The 26,288-nt window shown below is 42.8% G+C and carries 24 protein-coding genes and 1 pseudogene; 19 read left to right on the forward strand and 6 right to left on the reverse strand.

Going from position 1 to position 26,288, the window contains the following annotated elements:
• The first annotated feature begins 10 nt into the window (after nucleotides 1–10).
• Genes CHI10_RS16785 through CHI10_RS16795 form a run of 3 tightly spaced genes read left to right on the forward strand, consistent with a single transcriptional unit; the run spans nucleotide 11 to nucleotide 3,868 of the window.
• Nucleotides 11–1,162 carry a thiolase family protein gene (locus CHI10_RS16785; RefSeq protein ID WP_095245417.1) on the forward strand — a complete coding sequence of 384 codons (1,152 nt, stop codon included), beginning with the start codon at nucleotides 11–13 and terminating at the stop codon, nucleotides 1,160–1,162.
• Nucleotides 1,163–1,182: 20 nt separating this feature from the next.
• Nucleotides 1,183–2,751, forward strand: coding sequence for a fatty acid--CoA ligase (locus tag CHI10_RS16790; RefSeq protein WP_095245372.1), 1,569 nt, complete (start codon nucleotides 1,183–1,185; stop codon nucleotides 2,749–2,751).
• Between the two features lie 19 nt (nucleotides 2,752–2,770).
• Entirely contained in the window at nucleotides 2,771–3,868 is a 1,098-nt protein-coding gene (locus tag CHI10_RS16795; protein WP_095245373.1) for a CaiB/BaiF CoA transferase family protein, read from the forward strand.
• A 54-nt stretch (nucleotides 3,869–3,922) separates the two neighbouring features.
• Here the strand turns inward: CHI10_RS16795 and CHI10_RS16800 are convergent, their stop codons facing one another.
• A complete protein-coding gene (locus CHI10_RS16800; protein WP_095245374.1) occupies nucleotides 3,923–4,414 on the reverse strand; it encodes a hypothetical protein in 492 nt (163 codons plus the stop codon).
• A gap of 182 nt (nucleotides 4,415–4,596) precedes the next feature.
• Here CHI10_RS16800 and pssA point away from each other — a divergent pair, with 182 nt between their 5' ends.
• A complete protein-coding gene (pssA, locus tag CHI10_RS16805) occupies nucleotides 4,597–5,292 on the forward strand; it encodes a CDP-diacylglycerol--serine O-phosphatidyltransferase (RefSeq protein ID WP_095245375.1) in 696 nt (231 codons plus the stop codon).
• Between the two features lie 28 nt (nucleotides 5,293–5,320).
• On the opposite strand, the gene CHI10_RS16810 is transcribed toward pssA, so the two are convergent.
• Entirely contained in the window at nucleotides 5,321–5,641 is a 321-nt protein-coding gene (locus CHI10_RS16810; RefSeq protein WP_483294958.1) for a nucleotide excision repair endonuclease, read from the reverse strand.
• Nucleotides 5,642–5,768: 127 nt separating this feature from the next.
• A complete protein-coding gene (locus CHI10_RS16815; protein WP_095245377.1) occupies nucleotides 5,769–7,103 on the reverse strand; it encodes an FAD-dependent oxidoreductase in 1,335 nt (444 codons plus the stop codon).
• A gap of 264 nt (nucleotides 7,104–7,367) precedes the next feature.
• Here CHI10_RS16815 and adhP point away from each other — a divergent pair, with 264 nt between their 5' ends.
• The 8 genes from adhP to CHI10_RS16855 all read left to right on the forward strand — a co-directional run bounded on the left by adhP (nucleotide 7,368) and on the right by CHI10_RS16855 (nucleotide 16,759).
• The gene (gene adhP, locus CHI10_RS16820) at nucleotides 7,368–8,384 is read left to right on the forward strand and encodes an alcohol dehydrogenase AdhP (protein ID WP_095245418.1); all 1,017 of its coding nucleotides are present in this window, start codon (nucleotides 7,368–7,370) and stop codon (nucleotides 8,382–8,384) included.
• A 270-nt stretch (nucleotides 8,385–8,654) separates the two neighbouring features.
• The gene (locus tag CHI10_RS16825; protein ID WP_095245378.1) at nucleotides 8,655–9,425 is read left to right on the forward strand and encodes an ABC transporter ATP-binding protein; all 771 of its coding nucleotides are present in this window, start codon (nucleotides 8,655–8,657) and stop codon (nucleotides 9,423–9,425) included.
• A 53-nt stretch (nucleotides 9,426–9,478) separates the two neighbouring features.
• The gene (locus CHI10_RS16830; RefSeq protein ID WP_095245379.1) at nucleotides 9,479–11,386 is read left to right on the forward strand and encodes an AMP-binding protein; all 1,908 of its coding nucleotides are present in this window, start codon (nucleotides 9,479–9,481) and stop codon (nucleotides 11,384–11,386) included.
• A complete protein-coding gene (locus CHI10_RS16835; protein WP_095245380.1) occupies nucleotides 11,386–12,270 on the forward strand; it encodes a branched-chain amino acid ABC transporter permease in 885 nt (294 codons plus the stop codon). The genes CHI10_RS16830 and CHI10_RS16835 overlap by 1 nt, the downstream gene beginning before the upstream one ends.
• A gap of 3 nt (nucleotides 12,271–12,273) precedes the next feature.
• Nucleotides 12,274–13,335: a branched-chain amino acid ABC transporter permease gene (locus CHI10_RS16840; RefSeq protein ID WP_095245381.1), complete on the forward strand. Its 1,062-nt coding sequence runs from the start codon at nucleotides 12,274–12,276 to the stop codon at nucleotides 13,333–13,335.
• 83 nt (nucleotides 13,336–13,418) lie between these two features.
• Entirely contained in the window at nucleotides 13,419–14,600 is a 1,182-nt protein-coding gene (locus tag CHI10_RS16845; protein WP_095245382.1) for an ABC transporter substrate-binding protein, read from the forward strand.
• A gap of 198 nt (nucleotides 14,601–14,798) precedes the next feature.
• Complete coding sequence (locus CHI10_RS16850) at nucleotides 14,799–15,587, forward strand: ABC transporter ATP-binding protein (protein ID WP_095245383.1); 789 nt, start codon at nucleotides 14,799–14,801, stop codon at nucleotides 15,585–15,587.
• Nucleotides 15,587–16,759 (forward strand): phenylacetate--CoA ligase family protein, encoded by a 1,173-nt coding sequence (locus CHI10_RS16855; protein ID WP_095245384.1) that lies wholly within the window; start codon nucleotides 15,587–15,589, stop codon nucleotides 16,757–16,759. The genes CHI10_RS16850 and CHI10_RS16855 overlap by 1 nt, the downstream gene beginning before the upstream one ends.
• A 208-nt stretch (nucleotides 16,760–16,967) precedes the next feature.
• Here the strand turns inward: CHI10_RS16855 and CHI10_RS16860 are convergent, their stop codons facing one another.
• Together CHI10_RS16860 and CHI10_RS16865 are read right to left on the reverse strand one after the other, a co-directional pair.
• Nucleotides 16,968–17,567, reverse strand: coding sequence for a class I SAM-dependent methyltransferase (locus tag CHI10_RS16860; RefSeq protein WP_095245385.1), 600 nt, complete (start codon nucleotides 17,565–17,567; stop codon nucleotides 16,968–16,970).
• Between the two features lie 98 nt (nucleotides 17,568–17,665).
• Complete coding sequence (locus CHI10_RS16865; protein ID WP_095245386.1) at nucleotides 17,666–18,466, reverse strand: DUF169 domain-containing protein; 801 nt, start codon at nucleotides 18,464–18,466, stop codon at nucleotides 17,666–17,668.
• Nucleotides 18,467–18,638: 172 nt separating this feature from the next.
• Here CHI10_RS16865 and CHI10_RS16870 point away from each other — a divergent pair, with 172 nt between their 5' ends.
• The 7 genes and pseudogenes from CHI10_RS16870 (at nucleotide 18,639) to CHI10_RS16900 (ending at nucleotide 25,474) form a co-directional block, all read left to right on the forward strand.
• Nucleotides 18,639–19,055, forward strand: a complete 417-nt coding sequence (locus CHI10_RS16870; protein WP_009333568.1) for an SRPBCC family protein — start codon at nucleotides 18,639–18,641, stop codon at nucleotides 19,053–19,055.
• Complete coding sequence (locus CHI10_RS16875) at nucleotides 19,055–19,381, forward strand: ArsR/SmtB family transcription factor (RefSeq protein ID WP_095245387.1); 327 nt, start codon at nucleotides 19,055–19,057, stop codon at nucleotides 19,379–19,381. The genes CHI10_RS16870 and CHI10_RS16875 overlap by 1 nt, the downstream gene beginning before the upstream one ends.
• Before the next feature lie 118 nt (nucleotides 19,382–19,499).
• Nucleotides 19,500–20,866, forward strand: a pseudogene (locus CHI10_RS16880) (MATE family efflux transporter).
• A 140-nt stretch (nucleotides 20,867–21,006) separates the two neighbouring features.
• Nucleotides 21,007–22,020, forward strand: coding sequence for a hypothetical protein (locus CHI10_RS16885; RefSeq protein WP_095245388.1), 1,014 nt, complete (start codon nucleotides 21,007–21,009; stop codon nucleotides 22,018–22,020).
• 71 nt (nucleotides 22,021–22,091) lie between these two features.
• Entirely contained in the window at nucleotides 22,092–22,778 is a 687-nt protein-coding gene (locus tag CHI10_RS16890; protein ID WP_095245389.1) for a response regulator transcription factor, read from the forward strand.
• Nucleotides 22,762–24,183, forward strand: coding sequence for a sensor histidine kinase (locus tag CHI10_RS16895; protein WP_095245390.1), 1,422 nt, complete (start codon nucleotides 22,762–22,764; stop codon nucleotides 24,181–24,183). Before CHI10_RS16890 ends, CHI10_RS16895 begins: the two co-directional genes overlap by 17 nt.
• A 259-nt stretch (nucleotides 24,184–24,442) precedes the next feature.
• Nucleotides 24,443–25,474: an STAS domain-containing protein gene (locus CHI10_RS16900; RefSeq protein WP_095245391.1), complete on the forward strand. Its 1,032-nt coding sequence runs from the start codon at nucleotides 24,443–24,445 to the stop codon at nucleotides 25,472–25,474.
• Between the two features lie 55 nt (nucleotides 25,475–25,529).
• Here CHI10_RS16900 and CHI10_RS16905 read toward each other — a convergent pair whose 3' ends face one another.
• Nucleotides 25,530–26,159, reverse strand: a complete 630-nt coding sequence (locus tag CHI10_RS16905; protein ID WP_095245392.1) for a flavodoxin family protein — start codon at nucleotides 26,157–26,159, stop codon at nucleotides 25,530–25,532.
• Between the last annotated feature and the right edge of the window lie 129 nt (nucleotides 26,160–26,288).

Genomic DNA, 26,288 nt, shown 5'->3' on the forward strand with positions numbered 1-26,288 from the left:
AGGAGTAAATATGCGTGAAGCTGTCATTGTCGAAGGGGTCAGAACACCAGTAGGAAGAAAAAACGGCTTATTAAAGGACATCAGGGCGGATGATTTGGCTGCAGAAGCACTAAAGGCACTTGTGAAACGTGCAGGCCTGAAGCCCGAAATGATTGATGATGTCATTCTTGGCTGTGTCTCGCAAATAGGCGAGCAAACAGGGGATATTGCAAGGGTCGCTGCATTGATCGCAGGTTTTCCGATTGAAGTGCCGGGTACAACCATAGACCGCCAATGCGGATCCAGCCAGCAGGCTGTTCATTTTGCAGCTCAGGCTATTTTAGCAGGGGATATGGATATTGTGATCGCAGGAGGGGTGGAAAGCATGTCCCGTGTTCCTATCGGCTCCAGCTATCAGGGGGTTGGTTTCAGTGAAAAACTGAAAGACAGACATGAAATCATCCACCAGGGCTTATCAGCTGAACGCATTGCTGAAAAATATGGATTTACAAGAGATGAGCTGGACCGCTATTCATTTGAGAGTCATCAGAAGGCTTTAAAAGCCCAGGCTGAAGGCCGGTTTGAGAGAGAAATTGCATCATTAAATGTGACAATGTCTGATGGACAGCTTTTGACTGTAACAGAAGACGCCGGGCCAAGAAAGGAAACCTCTCTGGAAGCATTGGCAAGCTTAAAAACTGTTTTTAAAGAGAATGGTGTGATTCATGCAGGAAATTCCAGCCAAATCAGCGATGGAGCTGCAGCCCTATTAATAATGTCGCGTGAAAAGGCAGAGGAGCTTGGAATGAAACCAAGGTTCAAAATTCTAGCACGTACGGCAGTAGGCTCAGATCCTACATTAATGCTGACTGGACCAATACCCGCAACAGAAAACGCGTTAAATAAAGCAGGACTGGCTATTGAGGACATCGATGTATTCGAAGTGAACGAAGCATTCGCTCCTGTACCGCTTGCCTGGCTGAAAGAAACAGGTGCGGATCCGGCAAAGCTTAACCCAAATGGGGGTGCCATTGCACTCGGCCATCCTTTAGGCGGAAGCGGTGCACGGCTGATGGTCACCATGATGCATGAACTCGAAAGAACAGGAGGGCGCTATGGACTGCAGACGATGTGTGAAGGTCTTGGGATGGCGAATGCGACTATTATTGAACGATTAGATTGAAAAAATGGGGAGGAATGAAAATGACAACTACTATAGGAAGAATTTTTGATCTTACTGCCGGGAAATTTCCGGATAAAGAAGCTCTGTATGATGTCAGAAAAAATCTGCGTTTTACCTATAAGGAATGGAGTTTTGAGATCAATAAATTGGCCAATGCTTTAATAAATGCAGGCGTCAGGAAGGGTGACAGGGTTTCAACCTGCCTTTTTAACACTGAGGAGCTTGCTACCGCATTCTTTGCCTGTGCAAAAATCGGCGCCGTGTTTAATCCGATCAACTTTAGGCTGATGTCGGAAGAAATTGCTTATATCCTCCAGGATGCAGAGCCAAAAGTAGTGTTATTTGAACAAATGCTGGAATCCGGCATTACCCCCATCGCTAAGCGTTTTCCGCATACAGAATTCTGGTACATTGATGAAAATCCGCCAGCATACGCTTCATCCTACCGGGAAAAGGTCGATGCAGCATCGCCTGATGAAATAGACATTGAAATACATGAAAATGATTTGTACGCCATCATGTACACAAGCGGCACCACGGGAAGGCCGAAGGGTGTAGTCCACAGACACAGGGATATGGCTGAACAGAGTCTAATTGTTATAGGAGCGACAAAGCTTGAAAGCAATGACAACGGACTCGTGACTGCACCTATGTTCCACTGCGCAGAGCTTCACTGTGCCTTTCTGCCAAGGGTGCATGTGGGTGCTGCCAATACCATCCTCCATCACTTTGATGCAAAGGAAGTATTGCGGTTAATTTCAGAAGAAAAAATCACAAAGTTTTTTGCGGCACCGACCATGTGGAATATGCTGCTTCAGGAAAACTTGGACCATGATAATTTGGAAAGCCTGAAGCTGGGACTGTATGGAGCGGCACCGATGGCTCCTGCTCTTGTGTATGCTTGCCGTGAAAAATTAGGCATCTCCCTGGTACAGGCATATGGAATGACCGAGATGGGTCCGGCGATTACGTTTTTATCGGAAGATGATCAAATCAGGAAAGCTGGGTCTGCAGGACAGGCCTGTTTAAACCATGAAATCAGGATTGTCAGGCCGAATGAGAATGGTCCATCAGGTCCAGATGATGTGATGCTTCCTGGAGAAACGGGTGAAATCATCGTAAAAGGCCCATGCATGATGAGTGGTTACTTCAATCGGGACGAGGCAACCGATCATGCCATGCATAGAGGCTGGTACCACTCTGGTGACATCGGTTATCTGGATGACGATGGCTTTTTGTTCGTCAAAGACAGAGTCGACGATATGATCATCAGCGGCGGAGAAAATATTTATCCCCGTGAAGTGGAGGATCTTTTATATACCCATAATGGCGTACTGGATGTGGCAGTGATCGGCCAGCCGGATGACCGCTGGGGTGAAACCGTCACAGCTTTCGTTGTCAAAAAAGATCCGGCACTCTCTGAAGAAGAACTCGATGAATTATGCAGGAATAGTGATGAACTCGCCAATTATAAGCGGCCGAGAAAATATGTTTTCTGTGAAGCACTGCCAAGAAATGCGAGCGGCAAGATTCAAAAGTTCATGCTCCGAAAGCAGCTGGAGGATCTGTTCGCTGAAGGGAAAATCTAGCCGGAAGAAGGAATGCAAGATGTTAAAAGGCATAAGAGTGATCGACTTTTCCAACTATCTTCCTGGACCGTTTGCTTCCCAGAGGCTTGCAGAGCTTGGAGCAGAAGTGATAAAAATGGAACCGGTATCCGGTGATCCCGGGAGGCATCTGGATATCAAAATAGAGGGGACAGGTGCAGTGTTTGCCGCCAATAACCGCGGCAAAAAAAGCATTACACTTAACCTGAAGAGCGAAGAAGGAAGAAATGCTGCCCTCATGCTGATTTCAGATAGTGATGCAGTGCTTGAAAGTTTTCGGCCTGGTGTGATGAAAAAGCTTGGCCTGGATTATGAGACTGTGAAAAAACTCAAACAAAATATTGTTTATTGCTCTCTTACAGGCTATGGTGAGAATGAAGACTATCAATATTTAGGAAGTCATGATTTAAATTATATGGCCGTAAGCGGTGTTCTTGCCCAGCTGAAGGACCGCAGCGGCCGTCCTGTTCACCCGTCCAACACAATAGCGGACTATATGGGAGGAATGGCAGCCAGTGAAAGGATACTGGCTGCCCTGCTTTCCAGCAAGATGTCCGGAAAAGGCGGGCATCACTGCATTTCCATTGCGGAAGTGCTGGCTTCCACCATGGGGAACCATTTGCTGATTGAGAATAAGACAGGATATTCTAAAGGACTTTCGGTATTAAACGGTGAAGTCGTTGCCTATTCAATTTATGAAACAAAGGACAGCCGGTTTGCTGCGCTTGCCGCTCTGGAGCCGAAGTTCTGGGTGAATTTCTGTAAGAGTGCAGGAAGGGAGGATTGGATTGATTATCATCTTTCCAGTGCCTCTGGCGATAATCCTGTCTTTTTGGAGATAACCGAACTATTTAAAAGCAGGACATTAAAAGAGTGGACTGAATTTGGCCTAAGAGCAGATTGCTGCCTGACTCCTGTATTGGAGACCGGCGAATTGCAAGACTTTCCGCTATTTAACGGAATATTAGACACTACCCAAAATTACCCTTTGGTAAAAATGCATGGCGGAATAGAATCAGCAATGGGGGGGCCTCCAAAATTAGGAGAACATAATGAGGAAGTTCTAAGCAGTATTGCAAAGAGAAATATTAAAATATGACCGGAATGATTAAAGAGTCCCTAATCTTGAGGATGATTAGGGATTTTTCATTTATTATGCCTCAAAAATGGTGACACTGGCGAAATCCAGGCGAGTCACTCTTCCTTGGGGGAAAGGCGAAGGGCCGGATAGTACAAGACGGATCTTATCTCCCTTCTCCAGCTCTTCCAGCAATAAAGTGGAAGTTGCATAATCTACGTCAAAGTTATTGTTATTAAAAGATGTTTGGGAGTTGATGAGAGTTCCGCCATTCCGCTGAAGCTCAAATTTCAGCGGCAGATTCGCCTGTCCTGCAGCAGCAAATACTTGTACGCTGAACTGAAGAAAATAAAAACCGTTTTCCTTAACTGTAATGGTATTGTTCATCGGATCAAAGTAAAAATGGGATTTCCCTTTAGCGCTGTTGAGGCTGACTGTGGATGGTATGGATGTGTTCTGGTCAAAAAATTGGGGAATGAAATCATTGGTTACATAAATTTTGCCCGGAGCTTTTGAAAATCCTTCTTTACCCGAGCAATAGTGTTCATCGGAATTAAAAGATAACAAATAAATCACCTCCTTACTATATTTAATGATTAATTTCAAAATTGGTATAGGACAAGTAACTAAATAAATGGATTTTTGCCTTTGATTTACGAAAGGGAGGGATGCAGCTAGGATTAAATGGTATAATGAAAGGGAATAAATTAAAATAATCTTTTTCAAATTTTGGAGTGTGATGGTCACTAGTGCGTTTTATTAAAACAATCCCCAATATGGTCACTTTGGGTAATTTATATTGCGGCTTTCTTTCAATCGGCATGGCTGCCAATGGAGAATTTAAAAATGCAGCCATTTTAATCTTAATCGGCATGATGCTTGACAGCATGGACGGCAGGCTGGCGAGAATGCTGAAAGCGGATAGTACACTTGGTAAAGAACTTGATTCTCTGGCAGATATTGTTACGTTTGGGGTTGCCCCTTCATTTTTGGTCTTTTATACATACTTTTTTCAATTTGGAATCCTTGGATTAGCTGTTTCAGGTCTTTTCCCATTATTTGGGGCATATCGCCTGGCCCGATTCAATATCAGTCCGCCAAAATCCTCTTTAAACTATTTTATTGGAGTTCCGATAACAGCAGCAGGCGGGATCATGGCCATACTGACCCTTTTTGGTGATCGTATTCCCAATATCATTACAACGGTTGTATTCACTGCACTCTGCTTTCTTATGGTAAGCAGAATCCGGATTCCCAGCTTTAAAGAAGTTCCCCTTCCAAAATACGGAACGATTGTTACCGTTTTTCTGGGGAGTGTCCTTTACGTCATTTATAAGGGCTCGTACGGGCCGTTTCCGGATTTGATTTATATTGCGATTCCTCTTTACATTGCGTATCTGACATACCGATTCATAAAAGGCAAAAACAAAAAAGAAATAGATTAAATAAAAAAAAGGCCAGGCTGGCCTTTTTTTATTTGTAAAATACTTTGTCGATATTATATTTTGCCTGAAGGGCATTAATGATATAAGTCTCATAAATTTCGCGCTCCATGCTGTCTTCCACGTAAATGACCGCAATTTTATGAACATCATCACGATGATTTTTTATTGGAGAAACATTGTCTTCAAAATGCTTTTTAACCCGCTGTCTTAATTTGCGGGCCTTTCCTACAAAGAGCAGATCTTCTTTCGCATCAAAAAATAGAATCATGCCGCCCTTGTCTCTTGGTATCTTATGATAATCTGTGAATCCATAGACACTGCTAAGGTCACTTTCTCCTGCCTGTCCCATTTGTCTGCTTCTTGTTAAGACGAGATTAGGTTCTGGTATTTCAATTTTTATCAATATCATCACTTCCTATTCTAAAAGTAAAGAGTAACATATACTTGCAAAGTAATCCACATTCAAAGAGGGAAATTTATTTCTTTCGTCTTCGAAAAATATTTCTTACTGCTCTTGGGGTGAACAATACAGCCGGATGGGCCTGCAGATGGAGCACTTTCATAAAGCAGTCATATGTATAGGGATCATATGAACAGGCATTGACCACTTTTTTGACATACCATTGAAGAAGGGGCAGTCCCAAAGGTTTAGCCCCGGCTGTATGGGAGAATCTAAAATCCTCAGTTAAAGCAATTAACCAGGGGATATCCACTATTTTGCTGATTTTTCTATGGAAATTATACGGGTCCGCATCCGCTTCTCCTGCACTTATAAGGATTTCCTGCAATGCCATTGCTTCCTTTGCAGCAATGCTCATTCCCTGCGCAAATACCGGATCGATCCGGCAAAAAGCATCACCCATGACAAGCAGTCCTTTAGGAAAGGTCTTCATTTTTTCGAAATGATATCGCCTCATGGAAGGAAAACGGTATACCTTTATATCTGAAGCAGGTTCTCCATTTTTTATGCAATCATAAATATGCGGCCTTTCCAGGTTTTTCGCTGCCTCGAGAAATTCATTGTTATCCGCTGGCGGATTATTGGCACCATATCCAAAGAGGGTAATCATCCATTCATTGTTCTCGGTTGGAGAAATGGCTCCTCCAAAGGATTGAAGCGGGGGATCCGGATAAACCAATAAACTTTTCCATTCAGGATCTGACGGAATTTTTCTGTAAATACGGTTTGCATAAAATAAATTGATAGATATCTCAGTTTTCTTTAGCGGGGCCACCCCGACTTTGTCCAGGCAATGAAATGCAAGGCTGCTGGCACCTGATGCATCAACAGTTAAATCGGCAGGATATATAGCATTACCCTCTGCGGTTTCCGCTTCAATACCCGTAATTCTTGAACCATTTAAGGTAAAATCTTTAGCTTTTGTGTTATATAAAGTATGTATATTTTCAATCTGATCTATTCTTTTACGAAGATGGTATTCAAGAAATGGACGGCTTTGCTGAATAATAGAGCAGCCTGAGTCATATCTGACTTTCCAGCTTCCATGATGGTGCCAGGCTATATCATTAGAAAAATCTGCAGGAACTGAACCACCTTTTATCATTTCAGCTCTCAGACCCGGGAAAAGGTCCTCAAGTATTTTCTCGCCGCTCTTCAGAAGAACATGGCCATGAGCGGCCTGAGGTACCCCTTTTCGCGGGCTGCCCTTCAGTTGTTCTCCATCTTTTTCGATAATCATAACCTTTTCAAAGGAGTCTGCAAGCACTCTCGCCGCCAGCATGCCGGCAATGCTCCCTCCAATCACGATGGCTGTTTTATTTTTCCTGTATTCACTTTGTTTTACAAGCATTCAAAAATCCTCCATGCGCTTCATTACTTTTTAATAGTACCTTAAGATAACAGACCTGACTAATAAAAATACCGTTAATTGCAAATAGCAAGTCATAATTTGGTTTGTTTGCAAAGCTGTAAAAAAGTATCGTCACATTTGTGAAATCATTCACAAGACAATTGCCGGACAACTTCTTTTGTTAGACAATGACGATGTGGTTGATATTCTTAAATAACAATTGAGGTGACTGATATGTGTGAACAATGCGGAAGTGAAAACATGATGAAAGCAGCAGTTGTGCATAAATTTAAGGAAAGCCTGGAAATTGAAAATGTTACAATACCATCCGTTGGAAAAAATGATGTATTAGTAAAAATCAAAGCCTGTGGAGTATGCCATACAGATTTACACGCTGCACATGGTGATTGGCCTGTTAAACCGGCACTTCCCCTTATCCCGGGGCATGAAGGGGTCGGCGAAGTTGTAGAAGTGGGAGAAGGCATTACACATTTGAAGGCTGGAGATCGTGTCGGAGTGCCTTGGTTATATTCAGCCTGCGGACATTGTGAATACTGCCTAACCGGGCGTGAAACACTTTGCCATAATCAGCTGAACGCGGGATATTCAATTAATGGCGGATACGCAGAATATTGTCTTGCTGATGCCCGATATGTGGTGAAGGTTCCTGATTCTCTTGACTATGTTGAGGCAGCACCGATTTTTTGTGCGGGTGTAACGACCTATAAAGCGCTCAAGGTAGGGGAAGCAAAGCCGGGTGAATGGGTCGCTGTTTATGGTATTGGAGGCCTTGGGCATGTGGCAGTCCAATATGCAAAAGCCATGGGATTAAAGGTCGTGGCAGTCGATACATTTAACGAAAAACTGGAGCTGGCAAAAGATTTAGGTGCAGATTTAACTGTTAATCCGAAAGTTGAGGATTCTGCTGTCTTCATACAGCGCAAAATTGGCGGGGTTCAAGCATCCATATGCACGGCAGTGTCTAAACATGCTTTCAATGAAGCATATCGTGCTGTCAAACGCGGAGGAAAATGCGTAGCCGTGGGATTGCCGCCTGAAGTTATGGAAGTTCCGATCTTTGATACAGTTCTGAACGGTGTCAGCATCGTCGGTTCTATTGTCGGAACAAGAAAGGATCTGCAGGAAGCCCTCCAATTTGCAGCAGACGGCAAAGTAAAAACTATAGTGGAAACGGCATCCCTTGAAGAAATTAATAGAGTCTTTGATGATCTTGAAAAAGGGAAAATAAATGGGCGTATCGTTATAAAATTTGAAGATTAATAGAATTCGCTTTACGGCTGGGCACATGTGTGTCCAGCTTTTATTAATTTACTTGACCCAGCTAATATATCACCATCTTCATAGTGAAAAATACTTACACATAAGGAATTTGTCATATCAATATTTCCAATCACATAAAAATGAAAAATAGCTTAGGAGAGAAAAATATTTAAAATATTAAAAGGAGAAAACACTTGTATAAAGAATATTAAAACTATTCGTAATTTTATGAAAAATATTTCACCAATCGAATTAAAGGGGGTTAAAAGATTGGGAATTTTGGAGATAAAGGATGCTACTTTAAGGTTTGGAGGCGTAACAGCTCTAGACCATGTCTCGTATGGGGTGCAGGAGGGGGAGATTTTTTCGCTGATTGGTCCAAATGGAGCAGGTAAGACAAGTATGCTGAATTGCATTAGCGGACTGTACAAACCTTCATCCGGATCGATTTATTTTAAGGGGGAAGATATTACAAGGTATAAACCACACAAAAGAGCTAGTATGGGCATTGCCCGTGCTTTTCAGAATATCGAGCTTTTCCCGCATTTGTCTGTTTTGGACAATCTGATGCTTGGCAGGCATGTGAGAATGAAAACCGGGCTGCTTGCTGGAGGGCTCTATTGGGGAAAGGCGCAGAGAGAGGAAATTGAACATCGGAAAAAAGTTGAGCAGGTGATCGATTTTCTTGAAATCGAGGATATCCGCAATACCCCAGTGGGAACTCTTTCATATGGACTGCAGAAAAGGGTCGAAACCGGCAGGGCTTTGGCACTGGAACCTGAAATTCTCCTTCTGGATGAGCCGATGGCAGGCATGAACAGTGAGGAAAAAGAGGACATGGCCAGATACATTATCGACATCCATGAAGAAATGAACACAACCATCATTTTAATTGAACACGATATGGGGGTTGTAATGGACTTATCCGATCACATAGCAGTTCTTGATTTCGGGAAACTGATTGGCTATGGGACACCGGAAGAGATTCAGAATAATCCTAAAGTCATAGAAGCCTACCTGGGAGAAGAGAATGCCGTTTAAAAGATAGACCGGCTAAAGTGATTTTTAGATATTTAGGAGGGGGGAGCGATTCTATGAGCAAGACGTTTCCACAGCTGCTGATTGAAAGGGCTTACAAGAATGGGACACAAGTTGCTTTAAGAGAAAAGGAATTTGGAATCTGGAATGAAATTACGTATGAAACGTTCTTGGACAAAGTAAAGAATTTCAGCTTGGGTTTGGCATCGTTAGGGCTGAAAAGGGAAGATAAGCTTGCCATTATTGGCGATAACAGGCCTGAATGGGTCATCAGTGAGCTTGCTGCGCAAAGCTTAGGCGGCATTTCAGTAGGAATTTATCAGGAATCCCTGTCTGCTGAACTAAGTTACATTATCGATAATTGTGACGCAACCATTATTGTTGCAGAGGACCAGGAGCAAGTGGATAAACTGCTGGAAATTAAAGAATCCATTCCGAAAGTCAGAACGATTATATATTATGATTCACGCGGCATGAGGGGTTACCGGGAGGATTTTCTGCTGGAATTTAACGAAGTTCTGGAAATGGGACGGAGTTTTCACTCAGTGCAGCCAGGCTTATTTTCAGAGGAAGTTGATATGGGTTCTGCAGATGACGTAGCGATATTATCCTATACTTCAGGAACGACAGGCAATCCAAAAGGGACGATGCTTACTTACCAAAATCTGATCGATATGGCTAAAAATCTGTCAGACATTGATCCGCTGACAGATAAAGATGAATATGTTTCATTCCTTCCTCTTGCCTGGATCGGGGAGCAAATGATGACTCTTGCCATGGGCTTATACAATGGGATGACGATTAATTTCCCGGAAGAGCCGGCAACCGTTTTGGAGGACCTCCGCGAAATTGGACCCCAGGTTATGTTTTCGCCTCCGAGAATCTATGAAGATATGGTATCTCGCTTTCAGGTCAGAATTCAGGACAGCGGCTGGCTGAAACGAAAGATTTATAACTGGTGCAAGCCGATAGGTGAGAAGGTAGCACAGGCCCATTTTGAAAATAAACCAATCAGTACGGGTACGAAGGTTCTTTATAAAATGGCCGATTATCTGATGTTCAGTGCGATCCGCGATCACTTTGGACTTTTGAAGATCAAGCGAGCCTATACAGGCGGTGCCCCACTGGGACCTGATGTATTTGAATTTTTCCATAGTATAGGCGTAAATGTAAAAAGTATTTACGGGCAGACAGAGGTAGCCGGCATTTCCATTGTGCACAGAGACGGCGATATTAAGCTTGATAGTGTTGGAATTCCAATACCGGGTACAGAAGTGAAAATTTCTGAAGAAGGGGAAATCCTGATTAAAAGCTCAAGTGTCTGCAAGGGGTATTACAAAAATGAGAAAAGCACAACGGAAACCATTCAGGAGGGATGGCTGCATACCGGGGATGCAGGAAGGCTGGATGAAGGAGGGCATTTGTATATCATTGACCGGATTAAGGATGTCATCCGCCTTGATACGGGTGAAATGTTCTCTCCGCAGTTTATTGAAAACAAGCTGAAATTCAGTTCGTTCATACAGGAAGCGGTAGCAATCGGGAAGGATCGCCCATATGTGGTTGCCATGATCAATATCGATATGAAAAATGTAGGGCGCTGGGCGGAGAAAAACCAAATCAGCTATACCACTTATACCGATTTATCTTCCAAGCCGCAAGTGCTGGAGCTGATCGAAAAACAGGTGCAGGAAATCAATCAGACTCTGCCTGAAAAAGCCCGGGTGAAAAAATTCGTTCTTCTTTATAAAGAGCTGGATGCAGATGATGAAGAGCTAACAAGAACAAAGAAAGTCCGCAGGCAGTTTGTTGCTAAAAAATATCAGGCCTTAATCGATGGTCTTTATACAAAGGACAAAAAAATACGTGTCAATGGCACGATCAAGTATCGTGATGGCATGGAACAAACCATCCAGACAACGCTTCAGGTGATTTTTATGGATGAAGGAGAGGGGGCAGCTTAATGACATTTTTCTTGCAAATGCTCGTAACAGGCATCGTGGTAGGCAGCGTTTATGCTCTTGTCGCACTGGGCTTTGTGCTTATCTATAAATCCAGTGATGCCATCAACTTTGCACAGGGCGAGTTCCTTTTAATTGGAACGTATGTCTGTTTAACGCTTATCACAGCCTACAACATTCCATTTATAGCAGCCCTGTTAATTGCTCTGATGTTCAGTGCTGTTTTAGGATTTGTCATCGAACGGATCGTTCTGAGGCCGTTTATTGGAGAGCCCGTCATATCAATGATTATGGCGACGATCGGTTTATCGAGTGTTCTTGCCGGGATTGTCCATATTATTTGGGGCCATGAAACACGTGTATTTCCCAAGATTTTCTCTGAACAGCCTGTTAACCTTGGTGAGATCGTCATTGCGCCGGTCTATCTATGGTCACTTGTAATCGTTGTGGTGATGCTTGTCATTTTTACCCTCTTTTTCAAATATTCCAAGCTTGGAATTGCGATGAGGGCAACCGCAGATGATCAGCAGGCAGCAATGTCAATGGGAATCAGCGTGAAAATGATTTTCGCTGTGGCCTGGGCGATTGCAGCCATTGTTTCGGCAGTTGGGGGAATCCTTCTCGGAAACATCAACGGTGTGAATGCATCCCTTTCAGCGATCGGTTTAAAGGTGCTTCCGGTTGCCATTCTTGGAGGACTCGACAGTATTCCCGGTGCCATCATCGGCGGACTGATCATCGGCATTCTTGAGAGCCTGACCGGCGGATATCTGGATCCATTGGTTGGCGGGGGTCTTAAAGAGGTTATGCCGTTTGTCATCCTCGTATTTATCCTGATGTTCAAGCCATATGGTTTGTTCGGAAAAAAAGAAATCGAGAGGGTGTAACCGATGAGAAATCCTTTTGTAATGGATTGTGGAGAGTTCCATGTGAATTATAAACAAGATATGGCGATCTGGAAGATTACCAGGGTAAGGATGCGCGTGTTCATTCTTCTGGCTCTATTTGCAGTCTTCCCGATGTTTGCATCCGATTATATCATTGGACTGGCTACGCTTTGCGGAATTGCCGCCATTGGTGCGATTGGCCTTAACATCCTGACGGGCTTTACAGGTCAGATTTCCATTGGGGTAGGCGCCTTTCTCGGGGTAGGCGGGTATACATCGGCTATTCTGACAGCAAAGCTGGGATTAAGCTTCTGGATTGCCATGCCGACAGCAGGTATTGTGACGGCGATTGTCGGCGGACTATTCGGACTGCCATCCTTAAGGCTAAAGGGATTATATTTGGCGATTGCCACCCTGGCTGCACAGGTAATCATTTTGTTTGTTATTTCCCGCTGGGATGCGCTGACAGGCGGAACAGCCGGAATGGTCCTATCACGGCCTGAACTTGGCAGTTTTGTCTTTTACAGTGAACGGAGCTATTACTACCTAATGTTTGTGGTGCTGGTTATTACGGCCATCTTCACCCTTAACCTCTTCAGGTCGCGGGTCGGCAGGGCATTCATAGCAGTCCGTGACCGTGATGTGGCAGCAGAGGTTATGGGTATTGATTTGTTTAAATATAAAGTATTGGCATTCATTGTTAGCTCCTTCTTTGTTGGCATTGCCGGTGCTTTACTGGGCCATTATACAATGGTTGTCAGTCCAGAGCTTTACAGCATTACAGTGTCCATCGAATACTTGGCGATCATACTGGTCGGTGGTCTGGGAAGCGTATTCGGGTCTATTTACGGAGCTGTATTTATCACGCTGCTTCCGGTTGTCCTAAGATCAGGGGTGGAATTGATGAGCGGGGTGTTTCCCGACTTATCAGCTGTATTAATCGGGATGAAAGAGGTAGTATTCGGCCTTGTGATTATTTTATTCCTGATCTATGAACCGCAGGGTCTCGCGAAAATATGGAAAAACATTAAAGACTATTTTAAGCTCTGGCCGTTTTCCTATTAATTCCCGGGTAATAATATCTGAAAATTTTGAAAGTAATTCTTTCAAATTTTTATAAAAAAAGAGGAAAAATGAGGGGGAACATTATGAAGAAGGTTTGGAAGGGTTTATTGGCAGCAACTTTAATGGCTGGAATGCTGGCTGGCTGTTCTGGAGGAAGCGAGGAAGCATCAGGTGACAAGAAAGGCGGCACTGTTAAAATCGGCGGTATCTTTGACCTTACGGGAGGTACCGGTGATGTTGGAACACCATATGCAGAGGGTGAAAAAGCATTTTTTGAATCCATTGCAGGCGAGGAGATTAATGGCTATAAGCTCAAATTAATTGGTGATGACTATGCTTATAAAATCCCCGAAGCCCAAAAGCTTTATCAGAAATTAAAATCAAAAGATAAAGTATCGGCCATTTTAGGATGGGGAACAGGGGACACTGAAGCTCTTCGCCAGCAGGTGGCAGCCGATAAGCTTCCATTCATCTCGGCTTCATACTCAGAGAACCTGAAGAATATTGACGAAAGCCCATATAACTTCCTGGCTGCGGCTTCTTACTCCGACCAGGCAAGGTCCGTACTGAAATGGATTAAAGACAATCATACTGGCGGCACACCGTCTGTAGCATTAATTTACAATGATACGGCCTTTGGCAAATCGCCAATTGAAGATGCCAAAAAGTTTGCCAAGGAAAATGGCATTGAAATTGTAGATGAACAAATTGTTGACCTGAAAACACTTGATGCAACATCCCAATTGCTGAACATGGAAAAGAAAAACCCTGATTATGCGATTATCAACCAAACCTGGGGCGCCACAGCCACGATTCTAAAAGATGCGAAAAAACTGGGTTTGGATACACAATTCATCGGTTTAAACTGGGCTACCGGTGAAGGCTTGCTTCCTATTGCGGGTGATGCTGCGGAAGGATTTATCGGGGTCGTCACACATGCCTTCCCTTATGAAGACCTGCCTGGCATGGAAGAAGTTAAAAAGTTCGTAGAAAGCAAGGGTGAAAAGCTGGAAGACAAGAACCAGAAGTTTATCCAGGGATGGGTATCCGCCAAAATCATGGTTGAAGGCATGAAGCTTGCTGAAGACCCGACTTCAGGCGAAGGCATCCGTGCCGGCCTGGAGAAGATTTCAAATCTGGATCTTGGCGGCTTAGCTGCTCCAGTAACTTTTTCACCTGACAATCATGCTGGTACAAACCAAGTTCGATTGGCAGAAGTGAAGAACGGCCAGTTTGAAGTGTTCACTGATTATATCGGCTACTAACATGTGGGGGGCGAGGTTTTATACCCGCCTCCTGTTCACTTTTAAAGGCTTGGAACTTAAACTCGAAATTTGGAAAATAAACATGAAATTTCGCTAACAAATCTCTGATTCTGCAAATATAGAAAACCAGCAAGCAACAACTGTTTCAGAACTTGACATGGGAACGAAAAATAGAGAAATAGCCGGGAGGACAGATGCATGCTGACAATAAACAATGTCGAAGTGATGTACGATAACGTCATCCTTGTATTAAAAGGGATGTCGATGGTGGTGCCAAAAGGAAAAATTGTTGCTTTGCTCGGCAGCAATGGCGCCGGGAAAACGACCACTCTTAAGGCGATTTCAGGCCTCTTGAAAAGTGAAAACGGTGAAGTGACGGATGGGTTTATCGAGCTTTATGGGGAGCGCATTGATGTAAGCGATGCTGAAACCATCGTAAAGAAAGGCATTTTTCAGTGCATGGAAGGAAGACGGGTGTTCAAGCACCTTTCTGTGGAAGATAACCTGATCGCAGGTGCACATACCAGGAAAGACCGGAAGAATATTAAAAGTGATATCCAAAAAGTCTATCATTACTTTCCAAAGCTTGAAATGCTGAAGCACAGGCAGGCCGGTTATCTGTCAGGAGGAGAGCAGCAAATGCTGGCCATTGGCAGGGGAATCATGGCAAAGCCAAAGGTGCTGCTTCTCGATGAACCTTCATTAGGACTGGCCCCTCTATTAGTAAAAGAGATTTTCGGGATCATAAAAAAAATCAATGAAGAAGAGGGGACCACGATCCTGGTAGTGGAGCAGAATGCCAATGTTGCCTTATCGATTGCCGATTATGGATACATCATGGAAAACGGCCGGATTGTGATGGATGGAACGGTGGATCGGCTTCTTTCCAATCAGGATGTGCGAGAATTTTACCTTGGAATGGGGGATAAAGGACGGAAAAGCTATAAAGATATTAAATCTTATAAAAGAAGAAAGAGGTGGCTGTAGTGGAAAAGCTGAAGGAAGTGATCCAGCATGCCTATGACAATGCCATAGGATTTAAAAGTCAGATAGATGATGCACATATTTCTCTAAGTGATATTCTATCCCTAGAAGATTTACAAAAAATTCCCGTGCTTAAAAAAGATCGATTGCCGGATTTGCAATCTGCAGACCAGCCCTTCGGAGGGTTTGCCGCTGTAAAGCCTAATGAGATGACACGAATCTTTATGTCACCAGGACCAATTTATGATCCGCAAACCACCGAGAAGGATTTTTGGCGTTTCGCAGAAGCTCTCAGTGCAGCTGGGTTTAACAGTAATGATATTGTACAGAATACATTTTCCTATCATCTTTCACCGGCAGGCTTTATGTTTGACTCGGCACTCCGTGAATTAGGAGCAACTGTCATACCGGCGGGAACCGGGAATCGGGAACTGCAGATTCAGATCATGAAGGATATCAGGGTAACCGGCTATGTGGGAACTCCCAGCTTCTTTAACCTTTTGCTTGATGCCCTTGAAGAAAAGGGATGGAAAATGGGAAATGATGTTGTCTTGAACAAAGCTTTCTTTACTGCTGAAATGCTGACTGAACAAATGCGGAAAAGGTGTGAAGACAATGGGATTTCCGTATATGAAGGTTATGGGACTGCGGATTGCGGATGTATTGCATTTGAAGACAAGCAGGGCCCTGGGTTAAGAATAACTGATTCTGCCATCGTGCAAATCTGTGACCCGCAGACTGGATGGGAGGTTTCAGATGGAGAAGGAGAAGTGGTTGTCACTCTATTTGATAAAAGCTATCCGCTGATCCGCTTTGGCACAGGCGACCTCTCCCGCTGGGTTAAAGGGTACGAGGGAAAAAGGATTGCAGGAGTGCTGGGGCGTGTTAGTGATGGAGTAAAGGTAAAAGGAATGTTTGTAAGAGAAAAACAGCTTGCACAGGTCTTGAATGAAGCAGGGTATCCGGTTTTCCAGGCTGTGGTAACAAATGAGCAGGGGCAGGATCAGATTAAGATTTTCGTAGAATCAGTAGAGGAATTAAACCCTGAGCTTGCTTTAAAGATCCAGAATGTGATCAGGGTTAAGCCAATACTTGAATTAATAGCGTCAGGCTCTATTAAAAAGGATGATAAGAAGCTGGTCGATAAGCGGAATTACGAATTAAAAAAGGTGTAGTCAAAGGAGGCTGATTGAATCGGCCTTCTATTCTTATGGAGAACTGAAACGGATTTCTAATTTTGGACTATGAATAAGAGCTAAAGTGGATCATGAATAGGAGTAAATATTTTACATTAATGACGAAGGTGTTAGTGGAGGAGGAAAAAGGCAGTTAATCGACGGGATTAACGCCGAAAAAGTTAAAAAAGGGAAAAACGGCAGCTAATCAGCTGCCACCGCTATTTTCACACTCTATTACCAGAAACAATCCTTTATAATAGGAAGTCACGTTCGTAACCTGCATGCCGGATTTCTGAATAGCCAGAAGTGTATCACGGTTTAGGTGGCAGCCGTCACAAATTCGTTTCCATAGAGGGTTTAGGGCTTCCTGGGCAAATGCCAGAGCGGGCTGCTCCATTTTAACATGCTCAAAGAATAGTATTTTTGCCTTCGGCTTACAGACTCGTCTGATTTCCGCGAGTGCTTTGTCAGGATTTGGTATCGTACAGAATACAAGAGCGGCAACTGCTGAATCAAATGTTTTGTCCGCAAATTCTAGATTTTCAGCAGACTGCCGATGAATTTGGATAGGTACTGCAGCCGTATTCTTTCGTAAAATAGATTTTTCAATCATTGCCTGGCTCGGTTCAATGGCATCGACCTGCTCAGCTTTTTTGTATAATGGGAAGTTAATGCCTGTGCCGGCACCAACTTCGAGTACCCGGCCCTCCGCCTTTGAAAGAAGTTGACTTCTGATTTTCCGGAATTTTCTTTTTTCAAGTGGCTGCATGGCCAAATCATATAGGGATGGGAATAAGCTGCTCAAAAATTTCACTCTTTTCTTAATAGCTGTCTTTTTCTATTTTACCCTTTTCCCAAAACGAAACAAGCCGTACCACTCTTAGGGGCAGCAGCATCAAATAATCATGGGAGGCTGTCGAACATCTCGTTCAGCTTCTCATACGTGTCCGGATATTTTGCCTCATACTGAAGGTAGGTTGGGACTGGGTAGCGCACACCGCCTTTGTGGGTCTGCTTTAATCCCTCAGCAAATTCATCTGCCATGGAAAAAGGAATGGTAAAGGCCATTTCGTGATCATGTGTCTGCCCGAAAACCCGATCTCCATAGCATGGCAGGATCACTTGCGGCTTACCGGTTTTTATGGTCTTGATAACGATATCGGCACAGTCGACCCTAGCCGTAAAAGTGGATGTAATTTCACCGCCCGTATGATAGAGGGCAGCCGCAACCATTCTCATGACTTGGGCTGAATTTCCATAAACCGTGATTACTTCCGGTTCAAATGCTGCTCTCCCCAGAGGAGCGATTAATACCGTTCCGGCTTCCTCTTTTGAAAATTTAGGAACTGCCGCTTCGGTTAAGGCACCAAGGTCACAGGTTTTTGTATACATGCCATCTGTTAAGCTTCCTTTTGAGTAATAGTCCAGTTCCTCTTCAAATCCAAAAGCGATTTTGGCAATTGGGCATGATAAGTCTTCTTTGCCCATGGCAATGGACCAGCCATATCTTCTAGACATTGTCACACCCTGACAGATGCTGAATGTTTTGCCAAAGTCTCTTGCCGGACGTTTTATCCTGTCCGGCAATTCCTCGTCTTTTTTTAAAACTCTTATAGCCAGCGGAAAAGTATCGGGTCTCACATATGTAAGAATCGCAGTTTCCAGATCAGAAAGTTTTTGGGCTTGAATCGTTTCCTGCATCATGATCCCTCCTTTAGATATTAGATTAATTCTGTAAATTATATGGATTAACCTGCATATTTAGGCTTTATTTTAGGAAACATCATAATATTCCAGTTGACATAAAACCAAAAGGTTGTATATGATTTAAATGAAACCAAAAGGTTGTATTTTATCATTAAAGGAGAGTATGTAAATGGAAACACTTCAGGATATTAAACAAACAGTTATACTTAATGCGCCGATTGAAAAAGTTTGGAAGACAGTCTCTACTTCGGAAGGGATCGAAGCCTGGTTTATGCCAAATGATTTTAAGGCTGAGCTGGGCTATGAATTTCATATTCAGTCCCCATTTGGTCCTTCCCCGTGTAAGGTTACAGAACTGGATGAGCCTAACCGGCTTTCTTTTAAATGGGATACAGATGGATGGTTTGTATCTTTCCTATTGAAAGATTTGGGCGGCAAAACTGAATTTACTCTTATACATGGCGGCTGGAAACAGTCAGATGAACTGGTTGAGAAAGCTCAAGCTGAGAGTGCGGTTATCCGTGAAAGAATGTCACAGGGATGGACTGGAATTCTTGCGAAGCTTGGCAAGGTTGTTGAGGAATAATGGGTGCTTCTGCCAGGAAACATGATGTGTTTCAGGCAATCGCCGATCCAACGAGGAGAGAAGTATTAAGGCTGCTGGCTGAAAAAGAACGCCCGATCTCAGAGATAAGTGCTCATTTTCCCATAAGCCGGACCGCCATATCAAAACATCTTCAAATCCTTTCTGAAGCTGAGTTAGTAAAAGGGAAAAAGGCAGGCAGAGAAAGAATCTACCATCTCCAGCCTGAGCCGCTGACAGAATTGAAGCAATGGCTTTCCTATTATGAACAATACTGGAATAATAAGCTGCAAAAACTTAAATATATAGTTGAAGAAGAAAATGAGTGATGTCTTGAAAAAAGAGCTTCTGCAGCTCTTTTTTCTTTTGTCTAAAAATAAGGTCTTTATTCTTAAAGATATAATATAATGATATTTATGATTAATATTTTGAGAAGGAGTCCTTAGGATGTATCAGACGTTTACTTTACAGGAGAAGATCAGGCAAATTACCATCATGCTGATTCCTATTCTAATCACGCAGCTTGGCATGTTTGCAATGGTCTTTTTTAATACGATCATGTCGGGAAGATATAATGCTTCCGACCTTGCTGGCGTAGCGATAGGCTCCTCCATTTGGAATCCTGTTTTTACCGGGCTCAGCGGAATTTTAATGGCTGTATCTCCAATTGCGGCACAAGCGTTTGGAGAGAAAAAGAACAAGGAAGTTACTTCTATCGTGAAAAATGGAATATTTCTGGGCTTTGTTATTGCCTTTGCCGTCATTCTGTTGGGTTCATTTTTGCTTGACCCGCTGCTTGGCAGCATGAATCTGACTAATGCTGTGGAAGCAACGGCTCGGGGCTATCTTGTGGGACTCAGCTTTGGAATCATTCCTTTATTCATATTTAATGTTTTAAGATCTTTCATCTATGCACTCGGCAAAACGAGAGTTGTAATGGTGATTTAGTTTTGTTCGCTTCCAATCAATTTCTTTCTGAATTATGTCCTGATATTTGGCTATTGGGGATTTCCTGAACTGGGAGGAGCTGGTGGAGGGTATGCAACTTCTATTACTTATTGGTTCATCCTTGTCATGACTGCTTTTATTATCAAAACGAAGGAGCCTTTTTCAAACTATACGATATTCAGCGGTCTTAATGATTTTTCATGGGATAAATGCAAAGAAATCTTAAAGATTGGAGTACCCATGGGATTGTCAATCTTTTTTGAAACAAGTATGTTTGCAGTGGTGACCATCTTAATCAGTAAATTCAATGTGACAACTATTGCCGCTTATCAGTCTGCCTTAAACATTGTTTCCTTCCTGTATATGATCCCGATCAGCATTTCCATGGCGCAGACAGTGTTAGTCGGATTTGAAGTAGGTGCAGGCAGGTATAAGGATGCAAAGTCCTACAGCTGGCTTGGCATCTATTTAGCCGTATTGATTGCCTTGTTTACTGGGCTGCTGGTCGTTTTTTTCCGCTATGAAGTTGCAGGTTTTTATTCTACTGATAGTGCTGTTATTGCCTTAACTGCCCATTTTCTGATTTACGCCCTGTTTTTCCAGATTTCTGATGCCATCCAGGCTACTGCACAAGCTGCATTAAGAGGATATAAAGATGTGAATATTTCTTTTGTCATCACATTGATTGCCTATTGGCTGATCTGCCTGCTGGCTACGTTCTTGCACATCATACCAGCCTCGGGGCTACTGGATATTGGCTTGGCCTTACCTTCGGGCTTCTTGCTGCAGGTGTTTGTCTTTCAATGAGGCTCATCTTTATACAGAAGAGGAAATTTATCAATGAAGAAATTCGGGAAGCAGGCTAAAAACGGTCTGGCCGTTTATTGCGGCATTGACGGTTTTTTTATTTATTAAGTTTTTTTGACATCTTCCTGACACATTGCCCCGATATAGTAAAGTCGAGGTTAAGAATGCTTGGCCTTGAAAATATTCAGGAGGTATAGGAATGAAAAAGACAATCATTGGTTTTAGCCTTGCAGGTTTATTACTGGCGGGGGGGTATGCAACAACATCTTTTGCAGCAGATACAGAAACTTCTGCAGAAAAAAGCGAGTTAAGCTGGAAATTTAAAAACAAGGGGTTTGGACATCATGGCAGAGGGTTTACTAATGACTCTGAATCTGTTCTTCAAAGGGCTGAAGAGCTCGGCATTAAAACAGAAGGAAAAGATGCCGAAACTTTAATTGGTGAAATCAGGGAAGCAGAAATTCTGAAAGAAGCGAAGGAGCTTGGGATTAAAACGGATGGAAAAGATACTGAAGACCTACTGGAGGAAGTAATGCTTGCTAAGCTGAAAAAGGAAGCTGCAGAATTGGGCATTAAAACAGAAGGAAAAGATGCAGAAGCTCTTCATGAAGAAATCGGTACAGCGAAACTGAAGGAGGAGGCCAAAGAACTGGGAGTATCAACTGATGACAAAGATTTGGATACTCTTAAGAAAGAAATACAGACTGCTTCCTTAAATAAGAAGGCAAAAGAGCTAGGGATTTCTACTGATGGAAAAGATCTGCAGACCTTATCAAAAGAGATATACACAGTATCCGTAAAAAAAGAGGCTGAAAAACTGGGAATCTCCATAGAAGGCAAAGATATCAGGGAAGCTTGGCAAGAGGTGTTTTCCATGAAGGTCAAAAAAGAAGCGAAGGAACTGGGCATATCAATAGATGGGAAATTTATTCAGCAAATTGCTCAAGAGGTCAGGGCGAAAAAAGTGGCTGATCTCGCTAAGGACTTGGGTATTTCCACCAATGATAAATCAACAGCAGAACTTATCTCGGAAATAGAAGAGAAGGACAGTGCTAAATTACAGGATGTACTCGGAGAAAATTTTATGGGTATTAAAGGCTTGGGCATGAAGGAAATGAGAGGCAGTCATGGGCAAGGGAAAGATGGCAGCATGAAGCAGCACGTATCTAAAGAAGGTATAACTGAAACAGGTACAGACACAGGCTCTCTGTAATAAGTTTTAAAAATCCCCGTGTACAAATCCGGGGATTTTTCTGTATAGTTAACTTATTGGAGGAAATTAAAATGAAAAAGATCCTTGTGGCAGAAGATGAATTGGCTATTTCCAGGGTTTTGAGCGCCTACTTGCAGCGAGAAGGGTTTGAAGTTCTGACAGCATATGACGGCACCAATGCCCTTGAGCAATTTTTCAGTCACTCCCCCCACCTTGTGATCCTGGATATTATGATGCCTGGCATGGATGGATGGAGTGTCCTTGAAAAAATTCGTGAAAAAAGCGCATGTCCTGTCATCATGCTTACAGCACTGGGGGATATCGATTACAAGCTGAAGGGCTTGAATACAGGTGCGGATGATTATATTTCAAAGCCTTTTATTGGGGATGAGGTTGTTGCACGTGTGAACGCCGTATTACGGCGATCATCAAATATGTACACGGATGAGCATATAAAACAATATGGAAGCTTAACGATAAATTTTGAAGCGCATACCATTTTTCTGAATGGCAAGGAGTTAAGTTTTACTCCGCGAGACTTATCACTGCTGCTGTTTTTGGCTGAAAGGCCTAACAGAACTTTCACCAGGGATCAGTTGATTGAACATGTCTGGGGAATGGATTATGACGGAAGCGACCGTGCTGTCGATTTGGCCGTAAAGAGAATACGGCAGGCATTAACGGACTGGCCGGAAACAGAAGGTGAAATAAGGACGCTCAGAGGAATGGGGTACCAATTCCATGTTTATGAAAAATAACAAAAGAACAACACTGCTCCGCTATTGGACAACCCGCTATTTATTTACACTTGTCATCGGACTTATCATACTGGCAGCAGGATCTATGTGGTGGATCAGGCATACAACTCTTGAAAACCGGCTGAATTTGCTGCAGTATGTTGCTGATGAAACAGCGGGGCGTGTCGTACAGCAGGACGGCGGCATCGAATTTGATCCATTTTTTAACAGAATGCTGGAGGAAAGAGCGAAGCTGCTGGAATTTAAGTTTGATCCCCAGGTTTTTATAAGTGATTTAAATGGCCAGATATTATATCAAAAATCTGGACGTATGCAGAGAAATAACCGGTCTGGCCCCAATCTCGGGACTCTGCCTGCAGATTTGCTTGAGAACCAAAAGAACGTTCAAAAGCTGGAGACACAGGATGGGCAAGACGTATACGCAGTCAAGTCGGAAATATCATTCGATAGTAACCAGGCAGGATGGGTCGTGGTGGTCCAAAGCGCAGATGATTTGACGAACGTAAATCAGGAATATTCCTTGTTATTTATCATGCTCACAGGATTGGGTCTTCTCGGATGGAGTGTCATTTATTTTCTTTCCAGGAAAATTTCGAGACCCATTCAGGAAGTTGCTCAAGCTGCCTCGAAGGTCAGTGAAGGTGACTATAAAATTGAACTGAAAGCCAGGGCCAATGAGGAAGAGATTCATAATTTAATCATATCGTTTAAAGAAATGACAGAGCGGCTTATGCACCTTGAAAAACTTAGGGCAGAATTGCTGGCTGGGGTCACACATGATTTGAAAACGCCTGTCACATCTATAAGCGGTCTAATTCAGGCAGTGCGTGATGATGTTGTAAGCGGGGAAGAAAGAGAGGAATTTCTTGATATTTCTTTAAAAGAAGTCGGCCGTTTGCAGAAAATGATTGAGGACTTGCTCGATTTTAATTCGCTATCTTCCGGTGCTTTTTCAATCAGGCCCGAAAACTGTGATATGAATAAGCTCGTGCAGGATATTGTAAGGCAATGGGCACTGGCACAGAAAGGCCATTTTCATTATCGTGTGGAAGTGCCCTCTGAAACCATCTGCAGATCAACAGACCCGTACCGTCTGCAGCAGATTATGATTAATTTATTGAATAATGCTTATCATGCCATTGATGAAGATGGCAGCATTACTGTTATTTTAAGTGAAAGTTTTATTGATGTTCATGATACTGGTTCAGGAATAGCGGAAGAGGAGCAGCCTTTTATTTTTGAGCGTTTTTACAGGGGTGAACAGAAGAAGCTGAAAGTACGAGGGCTTGGCTTGGGGCTTCCATTCAGCAAACTGCTTGCAGGTGCTTTGAACGCAAATTTAATTTTAAAAGAAAGTTCGGCAAAAGGCAGTACATTTACGATTAAGTGGGAAGAAGAAGGGTAGGTATAAGCGGGGAAGACTTGCTTGCCTATCTCTTTTTTTTGGAGGTGAATAGGAACTCTGCACGATAAGATGCGGAAAATTGAATGGATTTTCAGGCTCGCAGACGGTAAATTTCAGCAGCTATTTTACATGGATTTTTTTCATCCTTAATAAGGATTTAACGGAAGCATATACATTTTTGACTCCGAAATAATCTTGAGGGTAGAATAATAATGTTCTTTAAATAGATGACTGGAATGTATAAATGAGGGGGTATTCGATGGAGGCTAACTCTTCCAAGTATGAAATAAATGTAAATGGATCTTTATTCGATTGGGATTTGGATGAGGCAACGTTTAGATTTGAGAATGACGATGTGGTGGTATTTTGGGTAAACACAGCTTTCAAGACACTGCTGGACTCCATTGAAGAAATTTCAGGTGAAAAGTCGGCCAAGCTTGTGCTGGAAACGGCCGGGTACCGTACAGGGAAAATTGTCAGCAAATTTTATATGGAATCGAATAAAGAAAAAGAAGACATTATCAATCATCTGCCCAATATTTATCTAACTGCCGGATGGGGAAAAACAGACATTGTTTCCTTCTGTCTCAAAGAAAAGAAAGCTATTGTACGTGTTAACAGCGGCTGGGAATATAAGATTAATATTGCTCAAAAGAAAAAAACAGAAGGCAGTTTTTTGCCTGGGCATTGGGCAGGGGTGTTAAGCGGGCTGTTCGAAACAAATATATGGTATAAAGTGAGGCAAAGCCAGGTCCAGGGGGATCAGTATTCCGAATACGAATTTTTTGAATCCGAAATCACACCTTCCCAGAATATCAGCGCAATGATAAAAGAGCGGACACAAAGCGCCCAGAAAGAGCTGGAAAAGGAAATTGCCGAGCAGACCAGAGTATTATCTGAAATTATTAAAGAGAGTTCTTCTCCTATTATACCCGTGATCGACTCCATTTTGGTCATCCCTTTGGTTGGAAGATATGAAGAGCTGCGGGCAGAGGAATTACTGAACAGAACATTACTGAATCTTCCCCGATATAAAGCTGAATATTTAATACTGGACTTAACCGCATTAAAAGGTGTAGATCAATATACTCTGGATTTCTTGAAGAAATTTGTCCGAGCCGCTTCCCTATTGGGCAGCAACTGCATATTTGTCGGGATTTCACCAGATCTTAGCCTCCAAATAATAGAGAGCGGAAATAAAGAAACGAAAATTCCGTGTTTTTCCATTCTGCAGCAGGGAATCACTTTCGCACTGGATCAATTGGGATTGGAGATTTCCCCTAAAAGATAATGAGGAAAACCAGCACTGAGGGTCAATGCTGGTTTTTTACTGCTTATTAATGCAACTAGCCTTTAACGATATTTCCTTCTGCAGGTATCGGATGAGCTTTTAACATTCTAGCAAAATGGATTAAATTATAGGCCATTATTTTGGCATGCTGTCTTGTGAAGTCATTTTCATAGCCCTTTGCTTCAATAAAGGATGGGCCGGGACCAGCCTCTCCAACCCAATAGGTGTCAACGTTTGGCGGTATGGTGAATCCCATATGGGAGAGTGAATATAGCACAGAACGCGAAACATGTTTGGCTCCATCTTCATTGCCAGTCACCACTACGCCGCCAACCTTGTTGTAATAAATATACTGGCCTTTTTCATTGGTCAGACTGCTCCCTCCATATAATCTTTCGATCACTTTAGTGGTGATGCTGCTTTGCTCGCCAAGCCAGATGGGAGAACCAAGGATAAGGATATCTGCCTCTTCAACCTTCTTAAAAATATCCGGCCATTCATCCTCCTGATCCACAGCTTCAGAAGTTATGCCGTATCCAATCTTAAAGTCTGCTGCTGTAATCACCTCTGTTTCCACTTCCGTTTTATCAAAAAATTTAATAACCTCATCTATAAGTGCACCGGTATTGGAGGGTTCACTGCTCTTTTTTAGCGTACAGTTTAATACTAAAGCATTAATTGTCATGGTTTATCAACTCCCTTTCTAATATCCAATACTCTTAATTCCCTTTACTATGGTTCAAAAACAATAAAATAAAGGAAATGTGATAATATTAACGAATTACATAATTTGGAATAGGAAGGGAGGATTGAA

Origin of the sequence: Bacillus sp. 7894-2 (assembly GCF_002272225.1) — a bacterium.
Taxonomy (GTDB): Bacteria; Bacillota; Bacilli; order Bacillales; family Cytobacillaceae; genus Cytobacillus.